Raw genomic sequence first — 19,751 nt, 5'->3', positions numbered from 1 at the left:
CAGGCCCCATTCGAGAGCCAGGAGGGCTGAAAACCGATCTGGAGTGAGCCATGCTACGAACAATCAGATATGTGGGCGGAAAATTCGTTCGTAGAAAATTGCAGAAGGTTGCCGATCGCTATCTGTCTCTCTGCAATGACTGTGCCCGCACGCAGCAGGAGACGCTTTCCCGCATTCTTTCGTTAAATGAAGCCAGCCAGTTTTCTAAAAAGTTTGGGCTGACCGCGCAACTCTCGCCGTCTGAGTTTCGCCACCGCTGGCCTGTCGGCGATTTCGAGAGCATTCGCCCTGCTGTCGAACAATTGAAACTTGGCCGACACGATGCCTTGCTAGGCCCGAATAATCCCCTGCTCATGTTCGCGCTGAGCAGCGGCACAACAGCAGAATCAAAATACATCCCCATCACCCGGCCATTTCTCGACGATTACCGCCGGGGATGGAATATCTGGGGCCTCCAGTTCTTCAATGAACATGAAGCGGCTAATCGCCTGGATATTGTGCAGCTTACCAGCGACTACGACCAGTTCCGTACTTCTGGGGGAACCCCCTGTGGGAACATCAGTGGTTTAGTCACGAGCATGCAGAGCCGGATCGTCCGGTCGATGTACACCGTCCCGCCAGAGGTCGCCAAAATTCGCGATATGGAGGCGAAAAGCTACATCGCGCTGAGGTGCGCCATTGCCAATCCTCATGTGGGAATGGTCACGACAGCCAATCCGAGCACACTCATTCGCTGGGCACAACTGGCGGACGAACACCGTGAAACGCTGATTCGCGATATCTATGACGGCACCGTTCATCAAATGAGCGCCATCCCGACTGAATTACGGCCTGCCTTCCGTAAAGGATACTTCCGTCGCAACCCCCGCAGAGCCTTGGAACTGGATAAGCTCGTCGCCAATTCAGGCACGCTGATTCCCGGAGAATTCTGGCCTGAGTTGCAAGCCGTCGCAGTCTGGACGGGCGGCGCCGTCAAGCATTACCTCCCTGCGATGCGGAAGCTCTATGGCAACGTCTCTGTCCGTGATCACGGACTTTCCGCCAGTGAAGGCCGCATGACCATTCCTCTCGCTGGGGAAACCAGTTCTGGTGTGCTGGATATCGGCACGCACTATTTTGAGTTTATTCCCGAAGCCGAATATGGCCGTCCGCATCCCGTGATTCTTGAAGCCCATGAACTGGAAGAAGGTCACAACTACTTCATCCTGTTGACGACCACCTCGGGCCTCTACCGCTATGATATTCGGGATGTCGTCCGTTGTACGGGGTTCTATCGCCAGACACCGATGCTGGAGTTCCTGCACAAGGGAGCTCACATCTCGAATCTGACCGGCGAGAAGATCTCTGAATCACAGGTCGTAGATGCCGTTCATCATTCGGGCAAGAAACTGCAAGTCGATGTGGGCTGCTTTACGTTGTCTCCCGTTTGGGGATCACCACCCCGTTATCGCTTGCATGTGGAGCAGAACGAGGTCGGCGCCCATCACCTCGATCTGGTCAAAGCCATCGACGAACAACTGCAGGAAAGCAACTGCGAGTACCGGGAAAAGCGCCAGTCAGGCCGACTTGATCCTGTGGATGTTGCACTTCTGCCCACAGGAACCTGGCAACGGTTTCGTCGCGAACGGCTCAAGCGACCGGGCGGTTCCGCCGAGCAGTACAAGCACCCCTGCCTCGTCCCTGACCTGGCTTTCAGCGAGGGGTTGGTGAGAACAGAAAAATTGAGCCGCGATAGCTAAAAGCCAGCCCGCAAGCACTCCAATCCTTCTCCCTGAGGGAGAAGGTGGCCGCAAGGCCGGATGAGGGGGGGGGCGCGTGGCTCGCGATGAAAGAGTGGCACGTTGCTATTGGCGAAGTCTGATTGATAGCTATCTGAAATATAGAGGCTAATGACCCTCACCTCGGCCCTCTCCCGCAAGCGGGAGAGGGAGTTCAAATCCTTCTCCCTTGAGGGAGAAGGTGGCCGAAGGCCGGATGAGGGGGAGTCGCGTGACTCTCGATGAAAGGGAGCCACATCGCCATCGACGATGTATGATCGATAGCAATCTCAAATGCAGAGACTAATACCCCTCACCCCAACCCTCTCCCGCAAGCGGGAGAGGGAGTTCAAATCCTTCTCCCTTGAGGGAGAAGGTGGCCGAAGGCCGGATGAGGGGGGAAGCGTGTGGCTCTTGATGAAAGGGAGCACATCGCCATCGAAGATGCCTGATCGATAGCAATCTCACAAGCAGAGACGAATACTCCTCACTGAGGTTGTCGATGAGAATCTCGAAATTCTGGAGAATCTGAAACCCGGAAGCCACTGCCATGGTAAAACCGGTTAGTCTTTTGCCTTCCCTATTCGCCGATGTGCCTCTAGTGCCGTGTCACGGCTTTGTCTTCGGGTTGATGTCGCCGCAACGTCCTCCGTTGTCGGACTTAACAACACAAGAGACCCGAATTTCATGCTTTGACAATGCACTAGGGAAGGCCCTGGTTTTACGCCTCCTCAATTTTTGAAGACCGTTTTTGAAGACCGCGTGAAACGGAAAGACACTACCGAGCTTGCCTGCTTCTGAGGGTTTGTGACATGCCGCGCTCCACTGTTTCCGTAATCCCTGCAACCATGATTGCCGTGCCCATGGCTCCTGTGATCCACCGGGCATCTCAGCACCGCCGCTCGTGGGGCCAGAGGCTGGCCTTGTTTCTGTTGGCTGCCGGGGTTCTGGTCAGTGGAAGCCTTTCGGTCTCAGCTCAGGAAGAACGGCCAGGAAAGTCTTCAGGCACATCAACCCGTGTCGACCAGCCGTTAATGCTGTTGCAAATTGCCAGCATCGATCGACTGGAACAGAATGGGCAGGCCCTGTTCACGAAGTGCGAACGGCTCGACATGATCGAAGCCATGACCCTCTGGATCAAAAGTGATCTTAAAGAGCTTAAGGGGATTGACCGCACGAAACCATTGGGAACGATGTTCTATCTGGGCGACACATTGACCGATCCCATATGGCCAGCCATGTATGTCCCTATTACCAATATTGACGAGTACCTGAGTTGGGTTGCCAGCCTGGGGATACCGGGCACGACTATTCGGAAAGCGGAAAACCAGAGTTATCACTCGGTTTTTGAATTAGGCAACAGTACCGATGAGCTTTATGTCATTGAAAAAGACGGATATATCATTCTGGTGTCTGAGGAATTTCAAACAACTCGCAACTTCCCTGATCCACTGAAACTGACTGACCCCTATGCCAGCCGTTACGACATCAGCTTTAGTGCACTGAGCAAGAATGTTCCTCCCGGCCTGAAAAGTGTCTTTGTCGAGTTTCTCAAAGGAACCGTTCGCGCCAGTCTGCAACAGCGTGACTCTGAAGGCGAAGCCGAGTACAAGCTGCGCCGGCTCGCTGGAGAAGGTGGCCTCAAGCAGCTTGAGCGATTTATTAGCGACACCGAAGAAGTCACTATCGGTGCCAAACTCGATCGCGACACATTGGTTGCTAAATTTGAACTCGATATCGCCGCAGTTCCCGATAGTAAACTCATGAAAGCCTTTAACGCCTTCCCTGGTCGGCATAGCCAGTTTGGCCGCTTACTAAATAACAACACCACATTGACAGTCGGCGTCTCAACCATCCTCGAGCCTGATCAACAGAAACTCCTCAACGAAACCTGGAATACGGCTGAGAAGGTCATTGCCAAAGAAATTGCTAAAGCTGTCGCTGAGGGTAAGCCCGGCCAGGCTCCCGGCGATGCTGAATACTTTAACCCCGTCTTTGCGGCACTGCGCCGCGGAACAGAAGCCGGGCTGGTGGATGTCTTCGTTCAGATGGTGGGCGATAAACGCCAGAATTATCAGATCACCGGTGGTGTTCGCCTTCCCGGAGGCGAAGAGTTTCCCATGGCGTTTCAGCGGCTGGTCAAGATGTTCAAAGAACGTCAGCCGGAAGATCAAAAACTGCAGGCTCTGGAATTGGATGTGGCCCGCATCCTCGAATTTCCTGTTCACCGGGTTCCGCTCGACAAAGGGGGGGCCAATCGCCGCCTCTATGGGGAAGATGGTGGTGAACTCGCCTTCATGGTCACACCTGAGGCTCTCTGGTTCGCAACCGCCAGTACGGGCCAGTCCATTGCCGTTTTAAGAAAGACCGTCGAAGAGTCCGCTCAGCCAGCAACGAACGCAGGGCCAGCAGAGCAAGCTCCGATTCTGGTTTCCGCCGATGTTTCCCGCTGGGTCGATCTTCTTGAACGACGGGGAAAACGCGTCGATGAGTTCAATGAGGAAGCCGCGATCGCCTTTGAAAAATCAGGCCGGAATGTCCAGTTCCGCATGCGCCCCACTGGCAATTCACTCAAGCTGCAACTTGAAGTAGACAACGGACTGGTGAAGTTATTTGGTCGAGTCATCGCCCGTCGAGTCAAAGGGGCTGAACTCTAATCGGCCCCTCAGGAATAAACGGTGCCTGTGGTGGCTGGCCTGTTGCGTTATCACCTCTAACCACGCGGGTGGCATTGCTTGTGGATCGTCTTCAATCGCGAATGTTCCACATGCGTGTAGATCTGAGTGGTGCGGATACTCGCGTGCCCCAGAAGTTCCTGCAAAGCACGAATCTCGGCTCCATGGGCCAGCATGTGTGTCGCAAACGTATGCCGTAGTGTATGGGGCGTCACATCCTGGCTCATGCCGATCCGTGCCGCATAGCGTTTCACCAGTTTCCAGACGGTGATTCTGTCGATGGATTTGCCGCTGCGAGACGTCAGCAGCGGGCTGTCGGGAGCAGTCCCTGCCCGTGCTGGTCGTTCGCGTGCCAGATAGACTTTCAAGGCTGCGACCGCGACCGGATTCAGCGAGACAATCCGCTCCTTATTCCCTTTTCCCCGGCAGCGGCAATAGCTCTCATCCAATTGCAAATCCCGCAAGGTGAGATCACAGACTTCGCTCGCCCGGCAACCCGTCGCATACAATAGCGCGAGCAGGGCACGATCCCGATAAGGACACGGATCTTGTGGTGAGGGAGCATCCAGCAGCCGATTGATGGCATCTTCACTCAAGACTTTTGGCAGATGCTCCCACAATTTGGGAGAGTTCAGAAGATCGGCAACGCTCTCCTTGAGCACCCCTTCGAGCATCAGATAGCGAAAGAACATTTTCAACGAAACAAGGTGCCGGGCAATTGTGCTTGTGGCCAACTTCATCTCATGGAGAAATCTCAGATAACCTGAAAGATCCTGCAACGTGGTATCGGTAATACGAGCGACGCCCGAATCTTGAAACCATCCGCCAAAACGGATGATGTCCCGCTCATAAGCCAGAACCGTGTTGCGAGCCAAGCCGCATTCGCCCTGTAAATAAGCGACAAAACCTTCGATATGTGTCGATGGCTGCGTGGTCGGGATCGCGCGGGCGGCAGAGTTCTGAACAGGCTTAAAGCGTGGCGGCATGACAAACTCCCCGGTGATCGCTGCTCTGCTCCCACCAGTATCGACCGGAGAAGCTCACGGAATTCGGGAAAGCCGCTCATTGAGGCCAGATGGCAGGCCATTTTTGCGGTTTTGGCGATCAGAGAGACTCTTCCGCATCGGAAGCTGTGGCACACTTCAATCGAAACCAGATGCGTAACACCGCTTTGGTAAAGGATTTGATGTGCGGCAATTTTTTTATGCCGGCATGGAGCAAAGGATTCAAACATCGCATCACCACGACGAGCCACTTGCGTTCGCCGCAATGCGACACCAAAGGCGAGGGAGGTTCTTTCCCTCAAATTCAGCGGATCTTGTACAAAAAAACAGGATTTCTCACGATGGGGGGTGGCGAGGTGTCAGTTGATGTTGCCAGCATGGACTTTCCCTGCGCTTGTTAAATTTTGTATACTTTGGTTTGTGAATTTTAGGCATGGATGCCTCTCCCTGAGTGGAGGCTATTTCGCCCATGCAGGCATCGCTCCGACTTCTGCACAAAACCGCGAACATTCAAGAAGTCCGGTTATTCGCTGAGACGGTGATTGGGCGTGCGCCTGACTGTCAGTTGAAAATTGCGTCGGCACAAATCAGCCGGCGACACTGCCGGATCATCATCCAGCGAAACCAGGTGAGTGTCGAAGACTTAGGGAGTTCCAACGGGACTCTCGTCAACGGAGTGGGCATTTCACCCGGAGAAGCCGTAATTTTGCAGCCAGGTGACGAAATCACGATTGGCCCGGCTCAGTTTGTTCTCCAGATTCAAGGCATGTCAATTCCGGTCAGGAAGGCCCCACTGGGCGAAATGCTGGTTGGTGCCCTGAGTTCTCTCAGTTCGACAATTCTTGGCCCCCCCAAGACGCAGCCAGCGCACCCGCCATCCATCGGATCATCTGCTGACGTATCCCAGAGCGCGGGCCATGACCGAGAATTGGGCATGAGTCTGTTAACGACTCCCGTAGCGCAAGATGTGAACGAGCAGGAAGCTGAAACGACCATCCCGAGTGAATCGATTAAAACTGATAAAGCTCAGGCTCTGGATGAACCGCCCCCCCTCAGTGGGGAAGTTCGTTCCACCTCAAGTTCAGCTCCTGCTGAACGAATGGTCGATCCTCCCGCCCGCCTTTTTGATTCCAGTTCATCGGGTTTTCATGACATTAACAGTGAAAAACCGCTCGATACCGAAGCGACTGATCACCAGCATCGGCATGCTTCTGAAGAGTCTCCCGCTGCTCCAAAAAATTCCCAAGAAACGTTCGACGACAATTTTGCCCAGTTTTTAGAACAGCTCGATTAGCTCGCACACTCAGAGTCTATCCGGGAAGACTCCCTCTCGCGGGAGAGGCCAAGGATGAGAAGGCTGGGGTGAGGGCCGATGAACCGGTCGTGTTTCCAAAGCCAATACCAATCCCCTCATCCGGCCTACGGCCACCTTCTCCCTCGAGGGAGAAGGGTTTGAGCGTTTTCGGATAGCCTCTCAGCATGCCATGCTTGCTGCTCTGAGCTGTCTATTACACTGCCTTTTCAGCATAAAACAGCCGGGGCCTTTTTCAAAAAAAAGAGAAAGGCCCGGCATCAAAACGGCATCTCTCCGGAAGCTTCAAACCTGTTTTGACAAGTGAAGCAACGAGTCATGAGCAGGCCAACGAGCCTGCGGACGAGTTGAGTCACCTACCAAGGCAAAGTGGCCATGCCACTAATCCCAACTGAGAGTTGAGGCGCTTTGATATTCCGTCACTCGCGTTTCAAAGAAGTTTTTCTCCTTGGAGAGATCCATCGTCTCACTCATCCAGGGAAATGGGTTGGATGAACCATACTGCGTTGGCAAACCAATACGTTCCAGCCGGCGGTCGGCAATAAATTGGACATAGTCGCGGAAGAGTTCAGAATTCAAACCCAGAATGCCGCGTGGCAAAACATCCATGGCATATTCAATTTCCAGTTCCACAGCATCTCTCACCCGCTCGATCATCGACTGCTGGAATTCTGGTGTCCATAAATCGGGGTTTTCATTACGAATGCCATTGATTAAATCGATCCCAAAATTCAGATGGATAGTCTCATCGCGGAGAATGTACTGAAACTGCTCTCCAATGCCCGTCATCAGATTACGACGATGGAACGAAAGCACCATGACAAATCCTGTATAGAAGAAAATCCCTTCCATAATGAGATAGTAACCAATGAGATTTTTCAGGAATGCCTGAGCACCTTCAAAAGTTTCTGTCGTAAAGGATGGGTCGAGAACCTCTGCCGTCAACTCCATTTCTAATTGATCTTTACGGGCAATGGCAGGTACCTCGTGGTACATATTAAAGACTTCGCCTTCATTCAGTCCCAGGCTTTCCACAATATATAAGAACGTGTGAGAGTGAACAGCCTCTTCAAAGGCTTGTCGCAACAAATACTGGCGACATTCGGCATTGGTGACATGCCGGAAAATTGCAAGCACCAGATTATTGCCCACCAGGCTCTCTGCTGTAGAAAAGAACCCCAGGTTCCGCATGATGACCCGACGCTCGTCAGCCGTCAGCTTGCTTGATTTCCAGGTCTCAATATCTTTATTCATTGGCACTTCGGTTGGCATCCAATGATTGGCGCAACCATTGAGGTAGTGCTCCCAGGCCCACTGATATTTGAGCGGCATCAACTGATTCACATCAACTTGATGGCAGTTAATCAGACGTTTTTCCCGAGCACTAATTCGCGAACTGGGAATGGAACCAGGAGCTTCTGGTGTAAGAAATGCAGCATCATTAAAAGACATCGACAACTCCGTCGTCATTGGTAGGGATGAATATAAAGGTCTGCAATGTCAGGACAGCCAGGCGAAGAGGACGAAAAGGCGGCCATACCCGACTACTGGCATGATTCGCAAGTCGGATCATCGATAGGGCATGTCTGAGCAATCGGTGCAGCTTCCAATTCCCGATGAATTTCTACATCACTGGAACTGCTGCGGTTCTTCATCCACTTCGGCTGAACCCCAAAGCGATTCACATCAAGTGTCGACTTCTCCACTTGAGTTGCTGCCAATGTGCGGAGGTAATAAGTCGTTTTAAGACCTTTCTGCCAGGCAAGCATGTACATTTCATGCATCTTACGTCCGCTAGGCTCTGCCAGATAAAGATTGAGCGACTGTCCCTGATCAATCCACTTCTGTCGACGGGCCGCACACTCAATCAGCCATTTCGGCTCAATCTCGAAAGCCGTTAAATATCTCTGTCGGATTTCTAAAGGAATGCGACCGATGTTTTGAATCGAGCCATCATAGTATTTCATCTCATCCAGCAGTTGAGCATCCCACAGGCCTAGTTGTTTCAACTCTGCCACAAGGACTTCATTCACTTGTGTGAATTCGCCGGAAAGGTTGCTCTTGGCATAGAGATGTTTATAAGCAGGCTCAATGGACTGGGAAACACCGATGATCGTTGAGATAGTGGCTGTCGGAGCAATCGCGAGAACATTGCTGTTTCGCATCCCGTATTGAGCTACTGCATCCCGTGCTGCCTGCCAATTCAATGTTGATGACCGATCAACAGGCACGTGCTCTTGGCGTTCGTCATCAAGAAACGCAAGCGTGTCGATCGGCAAGAATCCCCGCTGCCACTTGGAGCCAGCATATGTTGAATAGGTGCCACGTTCTTTGGCCAGCATGGCCGACGCTTCAATCGCAAAACAGGAAATCGCCTCCATGCTGCGATCCGAGAATTCAATCGCATCATCACTGGCAAAGCTGATGCCCAACTTGCACAAGGCGTCTTGAAATCCCATTAAACCCAACCCGATCGGACGATGCCGGCGGTTGGAGGTGCCAGCCTCAGCGGTCGGATAAAAGTTGATGTCAATCACATTGTCCAGCATTCGCAATGCGACCGTCACAGTGGACTTTAACCGTTCCAGATCGAGTTGGCCGTCCACAATATGGTTAGCCAGATTCACTGACCCTAAATTACAAACCGCTGTTTCGTCGGCTGAGGTATTAAGTAAGATTTCCGTACAGAGATTACTGCTATGAACCACACCGACATGGTCTTGTGGCGAGCGAATATTTGAGGGGTCTTTGAAGGTGATCCAGGGGTGCCCCGTTTCAAACAGCCGGGTCAGCATTTTTCGCCATAATTCAGCCGCTGAGATTCGCCGGAACAGTTCAATCTCACCTTCATCGGCCAATCGCTCGTAATGCTCGTAGCGTTCTTCAAAAGCTCGGCCATAAAGGTCATGCAAGTCAGGGACTTGATCGGGACTGAATAGCGTCCACTGCCCGTTTTGGCGAACTCTTTTCATAAAGAGGTCGGGAATCCAGTTAGCGGTATTCATATCATGAGTGCGTCGCCGGTCGTCTCCAGTGTTCTTTCGCAGATCCAGAAACTCTTCAATATCCAGATGCCAGGTTTCCAGATAACTGCAAATCGCACCTTTTCTCTTGCCGCCTTGATTAACGGCGACAGCTGCATCGTTCACCACCTTGAGAAACGGGATCACCCCCTGGCTTTTGCCATTTGTCCCATGGATGTGGGCGTTGGTCGCACGAATATTTGTCCAATCATTTCCCAGTCCACCCGCCCACTTGGAAAGCATGGCATTGTCAGAAACCACTTTGAAAATGTGGGAAAGATCATCACTGACCGTGCTCAGATAGCAAGAACTGAGCTGAGGATGTGGGGTTCCGGAGTTAAACAGAGTTGGTGTGGCGGATGTGAACCGAAATGTCGACAGTGTATTGTAAAATTCAATCGCGCGGTCTTCTCTCGCCTGCTCCTGCAGCGCGAGACCCATGGAAACACGCATCCAGAAATACTGAGGCGTTTCAATCCGGCGACCATTGACGTGTAGCAGGTATCGATCATAGATTGCCTGGAGTCCCAGGTAGCGAAACTGACTATCTCGCTGAGGCTGCATTGCCGCCGCCAGGCGAGTCAGATCGAACCCTCGAAGCTCAGGCGTCAGGCGACCGGCACGAACGCCATCAATAATATAATGCTCAAACTGATCTTGATGAAGACGGTCGAGAGTCTTTGCATCCGGGGTTTCCCCCAGCGACTCCTGATAGATCACATTTAACATCAATCGTGACGTGAGGATATCAAAAGCGGGGTCGCGCTCAATGCGAGACCGGGCGGCAAGGATTTGGGCACGGTAAATATCATTAATAGAAATTCCATCAAAGACGGAACGCAGCACTTCCTCGGCCAGTTCCTCGATATTAACGGCTTCTTCCAGTCCGCGTGCCGCTTCCGTGAGGCGCTTTCGCATCCGCCACTGATCAAATGGAACTCTCGTCCCATCATTGAGGGTTACATGCACGACTTGTGGTGATGTGTTGACTTCTTCGCCACGAATGGCTCGCATCTTCGCGTGTTCAGCACGATAGATAATATAGCGACGCGCCACGCGGTATTGACCACGGGCCATTAACCCCATTTCGACAAGATCCTGAATTCGTTCAACATCAATGCCACTTGGCTGACTGGCTAAAGGGGCAATATCATCAACCACAGATTGCACGACGCTTGCGACATCTTCAGCGGCATCTGTCTCGAGTGGCTGGCCATCAGCAAGATTTAGCTCTGCCCGAAACGCATTAGATATCGCATTGTGAATGCGGCCAAGTTCAAAGGAAACGCTTCGACCATCACGCTTCCGTACGATCCATTCGTGGGGGGCACGTCGCATAAGAAATGACCTCTTTCTGCATCGTATTGATACAGTCTGGCGAAGTCACCGGTACTTACCCGTAAGTAGGGATCGAGGAACCTGATTGCGTCGCATTGACCGATCGCACACGACACTTGTCGCAAGGACAAGGCATTTTTGTGAATAGAGTGTGTGATCAGTCGCTGGTTGCGCGCGCAGACATTCAGACAATTCATCCTCGACCGCCCTTTCCCGAGAAGGTTCGGTGAACAAGCGACTCAGGCCGATGACAGACAGTCATCGCAATCCTGTGAACTGAGTCACCCAGTTGCTGGCAGGTCTTCGGACTGACGGACATTCAGCATCTCATCGATGCTGTTTTCTACTGGTCAACGCTTCCCAACTCTGTGAAGTCAGTGCCTCTGTTGACGGTCGTTTCCGCTCACCGCTGCCGGGCAGTTCCGGAATTTCACCGGGATTCCCTCTTTTGGAAACCACATCATCTTGTGGTTAACCAGCAACGCGGCTCAACATACCGACATGGGCTGGCTTCGTCAATCAAATGTTGACGACTCAAACCAAGATGATTTGAAGTCGCCAGACATCGCTGAAAAGTCAGACTTACTTGCGCCATTCGCCCAGGCAAACACATCTTCTCAGAATGTTTTTATGGGATTGTCCAGAGGGTTGACTCCCCCGAAAAGTCAATCCACCAGATATGGCCCGGCGTAGACACCACTGGAATAATCGTTGCTGGTTGTCCCGCTCCCGCGACCCAGTTTGAAATTGTGGTAGGGGGCAGGCTGAATTTTCACATAGTTCAAAGTGGATGAAAAATTCACTTCAGTCACGACGGCCCCGACCCAGCCGACAATTACAAAATTAGTCGGTATCTGCAAGAGATCTTTAGCAGTTGTAATGACACCAGGGATTGTCGCATAGAGAAAGAGGATACGTGGCTTTCCAATAGATGCTGTCAACTGCTCTTTTAATTCGATAGGTAAATAGTATTGACCAGGAACAGAAAATGGGGTCTTCAATGTTGACCCTGTACGCCCATTGAGCGCATTGACGCCTGACACATCCTGAAAGTCCAGCCCGGTGATCAGTTGGCGTTCCAGTCTCGCAAGATTCATCACCAGTTTTGAGGAATTGGCCTGTTTACCTAGATCTACAATCACCATGTTTCCCGGTAGATACTTCACGCCGGTAAGCTTGGGGATGATAGGAATGATTGCCAGCGTTTTTTCGAGTTGATGCGGAAGAAACAGTCCTTCCCAGACACCATCCGGCCCACCGGAAATCGCCTCTTCTCCGTGATCATAAGTTTGCCGATCCATGATCATCAGCGGATTGCCAGTCAAGTCAAACGGCACACCGAGTGGGTCAAGGACCTTTTTCCCTAATGCTGTCGTCAGAATGTCGAGTATCGTTATTTTTGATAGAAAATTGCCAATATCATAAGGTACGACCTTATTCGCCAGTGTGTTACCTATCCTCATGGCAGACCAGATGGTGGCATCGACGGCAATGGGCAGAATCTCAGCACCTTCACCGATTTCTTCGGCTGGAAAAAAGGCGGCCGTTGCTTCCCGTTTCAGGTTAGCCACGTTGTAACCCGCCAGTCGAGCAAAGGTCATCGTCAACGGGCTGTTGGATTGGCCATCCCGACGGATTGTCACGCGAACGGCGTTGGATATTCCCGACCCTCCGCCAGCAGGAATGAGCACGCCGGTTTCTGAGTTAAAAGATGTGGCAAAGAACTCGATGTCGCTTGCTTCGACAGCCAGTTTTCGGCCTTGAGCCGCACCAGGATTCAATTCGGTGATCGTCTTTGCGGTGGCTCTGGCCAGGTCATAGTCGGCTTCAAGGGCTGAAGGCACCACCGAATGGACGAGTGAATGAGCTGCGGAAAGGGCCGCCGCATCAGCAGCCTGTTGAAGTTGGGCATTGGTCATTCCAATCATCCCCACATCAACCACCATCGCCACGAAGAGCAGGATTGGTGGCAAGCAGAGGGCTGACTTGAGTGCAATCACGCCACGCCGCGACGACCATTGTAGAGGTATGGCTCGTATTTGACTTTGAGTCGCTGATCGCTGTCGTGATTTTTGCGGTGTCATTATCACATCCTCTTACACCCGCTTCGGGTCAGTGTGCGCGGCATAGCTACGTGATTTGTGCTGAAAATTCCGGGGATTCATGCTGCCGGAACACGACTGTTTAGAGGGAAACCGCATGAGATACGAAGCCATAGAGAGCCATGCTCTCGTTATTCGTGAGTCATTGAACATTGGCTCTTGAGTGTGACCGCTTTGAGAAACTCACCCGGTGAATACTGTATATGCGAAACCGGAATGGCGGCTTTGACCGTCACGATGTCGCCGGGACGAGCGTTCTCGATGAGGTTTTGAGCTTCCTGACGATCCACCAAGACTGAAATCGTGAAGTTATCAACGCCAGGAGCGATGGTTTCTTTAATCTGCTTGCGTGTTTGCTCAACAATTGTCGCGGTGGTGGTGCCTTTGATAATGGCCCGTCGGCAATTATCCCGCGTCGCGGAAGTCAGGAGCTGGCTGACCGAAAGCGCCCGGCTGAACTCAATTGTCCCCAGAATCAACAGGACAAAAATCGGTGCGACAAGCGCCATTTCCACAGCGGCAGCACCTTGACGAAAGCGGTGTGTATGAGGAGCGTGAACTGTTCGGCCGCAAGGAAGAGAATTCAGTCTGTCGAAGTCACGTTGCGTTATCATCATGCTGTCTCTTACGGAAACAAGGGTCGTTCCGAGGAAACATACATTCCACCTATCAGCCAAAGCCGGAATGCCAGCCTTCTCCCTCTATTTTGTCAGCATTGAAGGGTAAAGACGCGTTCGTTGTGTTGTCTTCGCTTAAACAATTTAATGGAGTTGCCTCAGATGATTGAGTGCCAAGCCAGTTTTTAGTCAGCAAGACTCGATGTCGAGGCGACCTCACTCCTGCAAGAAACAGCACTTCAGCAGGTAAAACCCTCGCCGATTAAATGAGAAGACTTCCATGGCCGACCAGAGTGGGCATCGACGTCTTTAATACGAATCACAACTTGAAATGGCGCGTTGGCGATCGCAAAAAATGCTTGCTCAAAGCCGCAAGCATGGTACACAATGCGCCGCACATAACGCGTCGTTGAATCCCGGGATCTGTCTCAGACGGGCTTGTTTCTATTTGCCCAGATCTTGTTCGATTCTGACGGCCTCTTGAAGTTGTGTCGCAACAGATTATGGTGCGGGGGCCGCGAGGGCTTCTTTCAACACCCGGCCATCGGCCTGCGGGAGTTTGATCCCCAGGAGATGGGCAATGGTCGGTGCTACATCTACATTGCGAACCATCCCGGGTGACTTCTCGGTTCCTAATGTGGCGCCTGCCTGAATTCCACGGCCTGCCATCACCAGAATCGCGTTCATTTTGGGGTTGGTGGAAAGGAATCCATGGGTTCCCAGGGTGGTATCGCTGGCCACAATGGATTCTTCACCAGTCGCTAAAGCGCTCATGCCATAGCCATCCTGAGCCACCAGAATCAGGTCGGCCATGGCGGGGTTGTCAGCAGGGTCGGGCAACCCCAGAGCCGCATATTCCGCAGGCTGGACGATTGCGGCAATACCCTCATGATCTTTGAAAAGTTCGATCACTTTTTCCCGATCTTGAGCCTTGGTATCAGGAACGGTCAGGTAGACCATCGCGATACCTCCTTCGGGAATGGCATAGGCACGCGCTGATTCCACACGATTTCCCGCTACCGTCAGCAAGCCCGCTTCTTTGAACTTGACGTTCGGTCGAATGCTCTTGGGAATGCTGATAAAGCCGTGATCCGCAGTGACGATGATGGTGGTGTTCTTGCCATTGGGAGAGTCTTCAATCGCATCGATAATTCGCCCCAGGCAGGTATCGATATAGGCCACCGCCGCATCGCCGCCGGTTGTGCGGGGGCCATATTTATGATGAGTCCCATCCACATTGAGCAGGTGAATCGTCATGAAATCTGGCTGGCGATGTTTAATGACATAGACGGCGGCGGCTGTCCACATATCATCACGGACGGTGCCGCTATATTTATAAAACTGGCTGATCAATTCGTCTGAAAGGATATTGGCGGCTTTCAATTCCTCCATCAGCCGCGGTGTCGTGTAGCTAAAGAACTGAGGAACATCGGGCATGTTGTCATCAACGCTCTCGATGTTCTTTGTACATGGCCAGTTAATTCCGGCCGTCGAAAGCCCGGCCTCTTTTGCAAAGTCGAAGAGAGTGGGAACTGCCACTAAGGCCCGGCCATCCTGTTGAGCATTGGTCTTCGGTGGAAGACCCAAACCGGGGCGTTCCAGAACGCCGTTGAACAGCACGCCATGGGTGGCAGGCGTTAAACCGGTGATGAGAGTGGTATGATTGGGCCAGGTGACAGACGGATTGGAAACGGTCATTCCTTCCGCCGCGACCCCTTTTTCTGCCAATCGACGAAGATTGGGCATAGAAACACCGGGGTCACGCAGGAATGTCGCCGGAACGCCATCGAGCGTAATCAACACAACAGAGGGACGATCAGCAGGTGAAGTGCTGACTTGAGAGATGGCCGCCTTTTCGTCGCCAAGGGCGATGGTCATCAAGCTGGCAATGCTTGCAAAAACGACGAATGTGCTTCGGAGCGAAGCCTTCAAAACGCACGTTGTGTCGACGAGATCCAAGCCAAACATGGGGAAACCTTTTGGAAGAACCATCGGGGATTCAGAGACATCCCCGCCGGAAATGACAGCAGGGCCGTCCCTTGGCAATCGGTAAGAACCCAAGAAGCGTTGCATGGGTAACTTAAAAAGACAACCCACAGCAATGCCACGTTTTTGTCTGGATGTTCGAGGCGTTGTGTTGTCTTTTGTTAATGGACGTCAACACGTGTTCAAACCTGCTTTTAATTCTGACGGAACACGAGTTGTTTCTCTGCTCCTGCCAGGGCAGGGACTGTGTTGAACAAATGCGGGAGGAGGGACTCGAACCCACACGCCTTGCGGCACCAGATCCTAAGTCTGGCGCGTCTGCCAATTTCGCCACTCCCGCGAGTGTTCTTAAGCAGGCATTTGAGTCGTTGCCCGTTGCCTCTGCTCAAGTTTGACGCCGACATAATAGCGTTTGGCAATACTGCTTGTCGAATGAGGGATGAACATGCTCGCCGGCTTCAAAAAAGCCCCCTCGTGCCGTGTCACGGCTTTGTCTTCGGGTTGATGTTGCCGCAGTGTCCTCCGTTGTCGGACTTAACAACAGAAGAAACCCGAATTTTAGACTTTGACAATGCACTCGTTCGTGACATGTCTTCCCGTCGCTCCGTTCTCCACAGGCGTTAATCGAACTTGATCATGCCGACGGGGGAGGTTGGGGAAGACCCGAGAGCCGTATTTGAACTAGACGGCCAGGTGCGAACTTCTTGGGCCGGTATCGTGCGGACGGCTTTCACCGCATGCACATGATTTTTCGTAGGAATACGGTCGGTCAGTTCTGACCAAGGGATCGCCACTTCAAACCGCCAGCACTCCTCATCGCTCACCACCGCGACAAACCATTGGGGATTCCACGACGTCCGTTCCCAACAGGTGTCACGCGTGGCCCCTGATTCTGCGATTTCCAAGTGATAGGCGGTCACATAATCACGATCGATATCCAGAGAAATTCTGACCCGATCCAGCCCCTCTAATGGTGCGTCGTGGCTACGGCCGCCCATTTCTACGGGTGATGCGGCGTGGCCGGGATGCCGCGTACATTTCCCTGCCAGATAGAGATGTTCGGCGTCGTAACTGAACATCACAAAGTCGCCGGGTTCTCCGGTAGTTTCCAGGGTTGATGTGCCGTTGCGTTGCAGCTTGAGATCCTGTGCCGCTTCCCAGCATTCATCAGAGAGCAGGCCATCCAGCAAGGGGCGGCTTTCTGCCCGTCGGCACATGGCGATTGGCCCGGGAGGTGCCCCGGTGGCTGATGTTAACCACAGTTCCATGGCGGCAATCTGTTGAATCAGATCATGGGAAGGCAAGACTTCCTGCTCGGCATTCAACACCTGCTGTTGAATGAGCAACATTCGATAGACCGAATCGGCATCACCAAAGGAACCACGATGGCGCTTGAGGGCTGCGACAGGAAACTGAAACTCAGGCGTGCGATAAAGTCGTGGCTGTTGCATTTCGAGGAGTGAAAGTAACTCAGCGGCCTGTTTGAGACGTCCCTGACTTTGTTCATCCAGATAGTTGCGGCCGCGTGACTGCAACTTGCCAGTGGCTGATGCCTGAATCACTGGAGATTGGCCAATTCCGTTCAAGCCCCCTTGTTCGCGGGTGATTTCTTCGCCATTGGCTCCGACCTGTCGAATCATGGGTTGGATGTTGGCCATCGTGCGAATGGTGGTTGAGCCTTCCAGCCGGCTGCGTTGAAACGACACTTCCTGACTTGTCCAGTTGTGAACCAGCCAGCGCAGGGCGGTGGTTCCTTCGGGTGTCCCTGGGTAGCGCCGGATTAATTCCAGTTGAATCTGCTCATAGAGTTCATAATTGTCGACTTCCCGGTAATCACGGGCCAGTTGAGCCAGAAAGGCGGCCCCTTGCGGTTCGGTGAGATCAACCAGAATCGGCCCGACCTGAGCCAGCATCTGACCTGCAATGCGGGAATCGCTTAACTGCTGTGACGTGAGGGCTTCGACGTTTCTCAGTTTTTGAGCGGCCTTCATTCGGCGGGTGAGAATCGTATCATCCACTGGAGGCAACGATCGTCTGGATGCTGATCCCGGTGAGATCGATAAGCCGGAAAAGAAATCCTGCTGAGCGGTCGTTTCGACGGGAGGGAGAGAGCCAATGCCGCCGATCAACTGGGTGGGCGTGAGTCGGCGGAAGGCTTCCCGCTGCTGTGTGCCTGCCCGGAAAATCTTCAGCAGTTCATCCGCACGAGTGGCCGCCGTTTTTACGGAAATACCTGTGCGAGGCAGGAATTCAAAGCCGTCTAACTGGGCGTCGCCGACACTTCCATCCGGTAGCCTCAGCAGGACGCGAGCCACTGTCCATGGTGCCAGACAGAGCACCTCTTGCTGTTCCAGCAGTCGTGTGGCATCTGCGGCCAACGGGACAGCCCGGCACATGGCAGCAAAGAGGAGTTGGGCGACGGCATCATCTGGTGCGGGCTGATCGATCACGACGACATCGGGCCGCCATGTGCGCAGTTGCCTGACAATCTGGCCGACAAGAAACTCGGGCAGCTTGTTTTCTGTTTTTAACATCCAGTCTTTGAGAAGTGCTTCGCGGTGATGCTCCATGCCGGGTGTGACAATCGGGAAGGCCCAGCATTCTTCCAGAGCATTGCCACCGGCAGTCAACACGGCTGCCTGCCGGTCATCTTCTGCTGAAGATTGCCGAACAAGCCCTCCATCGCGTTGCTGCTGGCGATCCAAGCCGGCTGTCATCAACACGACATTGGTGCGATATCCCTGTTCGCCGCCAGATTTGGCCAATGCCCAGGTGGAAATGCGTTCGGCTCTGGCGGGGAGCAATGTCAAGGCTGCCCGTCTTCCGCCGCCGCGAAGGGCCTGCCATGTTTTTCCCGAGTTGGTTGTGCGAAGGATAAGTCCCAGTTGACCCACGGCGTAACCTGTGGCCCCCTGATTCAATTGTTCTTCCGGGCCATGGACAAATCGGATGGCTTCCAGAGGCAGCGTCTCACCGGTGGGCTGACTTTCCCATGTGGCGCCTGCATCAGGAGTGTGCCAGATCACTGAACCGGGTGAGCCTGCGATCCAGGCGTGCTGGCCCAGTGCGTAGACGCCGTGAAAATCCATTAGTCGACGTGTGGATGAAGGGAGTGATCCCGTGGGAACATCCCAGACCACGCCTCCCGTCGAAGACTTGAGGATCGTGGCCCCGTCGCCCACCAGCCAGGCGAGTTCTTCTCTGGTGGTGGCTGAGCCACGGATGGTACGGCGGTTGTCACTGGGGAATCTGGAAGGCAAAAGTTGTTCATCGCCCACGAGCGACAGGTTCAATTCACGACCAGCGACAATCCCTATCCGTCGAGTGAACCATGAGGCGGTTTCCCACTCGCCTTGTCGTTGTCCTGCGAGAGATGTCCAGGTTGTCCCGCCATCGGTTGTTCGCATGACTCCTGTGGCCGTTTCGCCCGTGGATTGAACGAGAATCGCGGCTTCATCGAGATCAAAGAACTGGATGTGTCGAATTGCCGGGAGTTGGCCTTCTCCCAGTTCGCGCCAGGTGATACCGCCATCCATGGTCAGCAGGAGAACGCCCGTCGATAAGCCAGGCGTTGACTCACCGACATGCCCTGCCACCCAGCCGAGCTTGTCGGACACGAACTGCACAGTGCGTAGATGAATGGGCTTTGAAGAACCGGGAATGCTGGCTTCGGAGAATTGCCAGTTGTTGCCGGAATCATGGGAGATCCAGACGGTGCCACGATCCCCGACAGCAAAGACATGCTGCTGACCGACTGTGCAGATAGCATGGAGTGTTGCATCGTCCTGTGTCGGCGAAGCGACTGATGACGTGATGGCATCGCTCGCCATGACGTTGTTCAATCCTCCGCAACAGAGGCTGGCCCACACCATGAATAGTGGAAACATGCGGCAGACGAGGAAATCAGGCATGGGGTGATTCTCGATGAGACGGCACG

At 53.2% G+C, this 19,751-nt stretch carries 12 protein-coding genes, 1 tRNA gene and 1 riboswitch; of the genes, 4 read left to right on the top strand and 9 right to left on the bottom strand.

All coding sequences use genetic code 11. The annotated features are described in order from the left end of the window. The first annotated feature begins 50 nt into the window (after positions 1 to 50). Positions 51 to 1,739, top strand: a complete 1,689-nt coding sequence (locus SH287x_RS14095; protein ID WP_479514960.1) for a GH3 auxin-responsive promoter family protein — start codon at positions 51 to 53, stop codon at positions 1,737 to 1,739. 321 nt (positions 1,740 to 2,060) lie between these two features. On the opposite strand, the gene SH287x_RS14090 is transcribed toward SH287x_RS14095, so the two are convergent. Beyond that, positions 2,061 to 2,309 (bottom strand): hypothetical protein, encoded by a 249-nt coding sequence (locus SH287x_RS14090; protein ID WP_479514959.1) that lies wholly within the window; start codon positions 2,307 to 2,309, stop codon positions 2,061 to 2,063. Positions 2,310 to 2,569: 260 nt separating this feature from the next. Here SH287x_RS14090 and SH287x_RS14085 point away from each other — a divergent pair, with 260 nt between their 5' ends. Beyond that, positions 2,570 to 4,414 carry a hypothetical protein gene (locus tag SH287x_RS14085; protein WP_479514958.1) on the top strand — a complete coding sequence of 615 codons (1,845 nt, stop codon included), beginning with the start codon at positions 2,570 to 2,572 and terminating at the stop codon, positions 4,412 to 4,414. A 56-nt stretch (positions 4,415 to 4,470) separates the two neighbouring features. Here the strand turns inward: SH287x_RS14085 and xerD are convergent, their stop codons facing one another. Continuing rightward, positions 4,471 to 5,418 carry a site-specific tyrosine recombinase XerD gene (gene xerD / locus SH287x_RS14080; protein ID WP_479514957.1) on the bottom strand — a complete coding sequence of 316 codons (948 nt, stop codon included), beginning with the start codon at positions 5,416 to 5,418 and terminating at the stop codon, positions 4,471 to 4,473. An 89-nt stretch (positions 5,419 to 5,507) separates the two neighbouring features. Between xerD and SH287x_RS14075 the strand changes: the two genes are divergently transcribed. Together SH287x_RS14075 and SH287x_RS14070 are read left to right on the top strand one after the other, a co-directional pair. Then, positions 5,508 to 5,837, top strand: a complete 330-nt coding sequence (locus SH287x_RS14075; RefSeq protein ID WP_479514955.1) for a hypothetical protein — start codon at positions 5,508 to 5,510, stop codon at positions 5,835 to 5,837. A 68-nt stretch (positions 5,838 to 5,905) separates the two neighbouring features. After that, complete coding sequence (locus SH287x_RS14070; protein WP_479514954.1) at positions 5,906 to 6,730, top strand: FHA domain-containing protein; 825 nt, start codon at positions 5,906 to 5,908, stop codon at positions 6,728 to 6,730. Positions 6,731 to 7,129: 399 nt separating this feature from the next. Here the strand turns inward: SH287x_RS14070 and SH287x_RS14065 are convergent, their stop codons facing one another. The 7 genes from SH287x_RS14065 to SH287x_RS14035 form a co-directional block, all read right to left on the bottom strand. Beyond that, entirely contained in the window at positions 7,130 to 8,200 is a 1,071-nt protein-coding gene (locus SH287x_RS14065; protein WP_479514953.1) for a ribonucleotide-diphosphate reductase subunit beta, read from the bottom strand. Positions 8,201 to 8,292: 92 nt separating this feature from the next. Further along, positions 8,293 to 11,109, bottom strand: coding sequence for a ribonucleoside-diphosphate reductase subunit alpha (locus tag SH287x_RS14060; RefSeq protein ID WP_479514952.1), 2,817 nt, complete (start codon positions 11,107 to 11,109; stop codon positions 8,293 to 8,295). Between the two features lie 277 nt (positions 11,110 to 11,386). Beyond that, positions 11,387 to 11,604: riboswitch (cobalamin riboswitch) on the bottom strand. A 170-nt stretch (positions 11,605 to 11,774) separates the two neighbouring features. Continuing rightward, positions 11,775 to 13,193 carry a pilus assembly protein TadG-related protein gene (locus SH287x_RS14055; protein ID WP_479514951.1) on the bottom strand — a complete coding sequence of 473 codons (1,419 nt, stop codon included), beginning with the start codon at positions 13,191 to 13,193 and terminating at the stop codon, positions 11,775 to 11,777. Between the two features lie 149 nt (positions 13,194 to 13,342). Further along, positions 13,343 to 13,828 carry a TadE family protein gene (locus SH287x_RS14050; protein WP_479514949.1) on the bottom strand — a complete coding sequence of 162 codons (486 nt, stop codon included), beginning with the start codon at positions 13,826 to 13,828 and terminating at the stop codon, positions 13,343 to 13,345. A 501-nt stretch (positions 13,829 to 14,329) separates the two neighbouring features. After that, positions 14,330 to 15,706: an alkaline phosphatase family protein gene (locus tag SH287x_RS14045; RefSeq protein WP_479514948.1), complete on the bottom strand. Its 1,377-nt coding sequence runs from the start codon at positions 15,704 to 15,706 to the stop codon at positions 14,330 to 14,332. A 366-nt stretch (positions 15,707 to 16,072) separates the two neighbouring features. Beyond that, positions 16,073 to 16,154 (bottom strand) — tRNA-Leu (locus SH287x_RS14040). Between the two features lie 280 nt (positions 16,155 to 16,434). Then, a complete protein-coding gene (locus SH287x_RS14035; RefSeq protein WP_479514947.1) occupies positions 16,435 to 19,725 on the bottom strand; it encodes a YCF48-related protein in 3,291 nt (1,096 codons plus the stop codon). Positions 19,726 to 19,751 lie beyond the last annotated feature (26 nt).

This window comes from Planctopirus sp. SH287 (genome assembly GCF_056500625.1).
Note: the sequence above shows the minus strand (reverse complement) of the source record. Positions and strands in the feature narration are given on the sequence as shown.

Excerpts from the sequence above, each read along its gene's own strand:
- SH287x_RS14095 (WP_479514960.1), top strand. The coding sequence starts at position 51 with ATGCTACGAACAATCAGATATGTGGGCGGAAAATTCGTTCGTAGAAAA.
- SH287x_RS14090 (WP_479514959.1), bottom strand. The coding sequence starts at position 2,309 with ATGGCAGTGGCTTCCGGGTTTCAGATTCTCCAGAATTTCGAGATTCTC.
- SH287x_RS14085 (WP_479514958.1), top strand. The coding sequence starts at position 2,570 with ATGCCGCGCTCCACTGTTTCCGTAATCCCTGCAACCATGATTGCCGTG.
- xerD (WP_479514957.1), bottom strand. The coding sequence starts at position 5,418 with ATGCCGCCACGCTTTAAGCCTGTTCAGAACTCTGCCGCCCGCGCGATC.
- SH287x_RS14075 (WP_479514955.1), top strand. The coding sequence starts at position 5,508 with ATGGCAGGCCATTTTTGCGGTTTTGGCGATCAGAGAGACTCTTCCGCA.
- SH287x_RS14070 (WP_479514954.1), top strand. The coding sequence starts at position 5,906 with ATGCAGGCATCGCTCCGACTTCTGCACAAAACCGCGAACATTCAAGAA.
- SH287x_RS14065 (WP_479514953.1), bottom strand. The coding sequence starts at position 8,200 with ATGTCTTTTAATGATGCTGCATTTCTTACACCAGAAGCTCCTGGTTCC.
- SH287x_RS14060 (WP_479514952.1), bottom strand. The coding sequence starts at position 11,109 with ATGCGACGTGCCCCCCACGAATGGATCGTACGGAAGCGTGATGGTCGA.
- SH287x_RS14055 (WP_479514951.1), bottom strand. The coding sequence starts at position 13,193 with ATGACACCGCAAAAATCACGACAGCGATCAGCGACTCAAAGTCAAATA.
- SH287x_RS14050 (WP_479514949.1), bottom strand. The coding sequence starts at position 13,828 with ATGATGATAACGCAACGTGACTTCGACAGACTGAATTCTCTTCCTTGC.
- SH287x_RS14045 (WP_479514948.1), bottom strand. The coding sequence starts at position 15,706 with ATGACCATCGCCCTTGGCGACGAAAAGGCGGCCATCTCTCAAGTCAGC.
- SH287x_RS14035 (WP_479514947.1), bottom strand. The coding sequence starts at position 19,725 with ATGCCTGATTTCCTCGTCTGCCGCATGTTTCCACTATTCATGGTGTGG.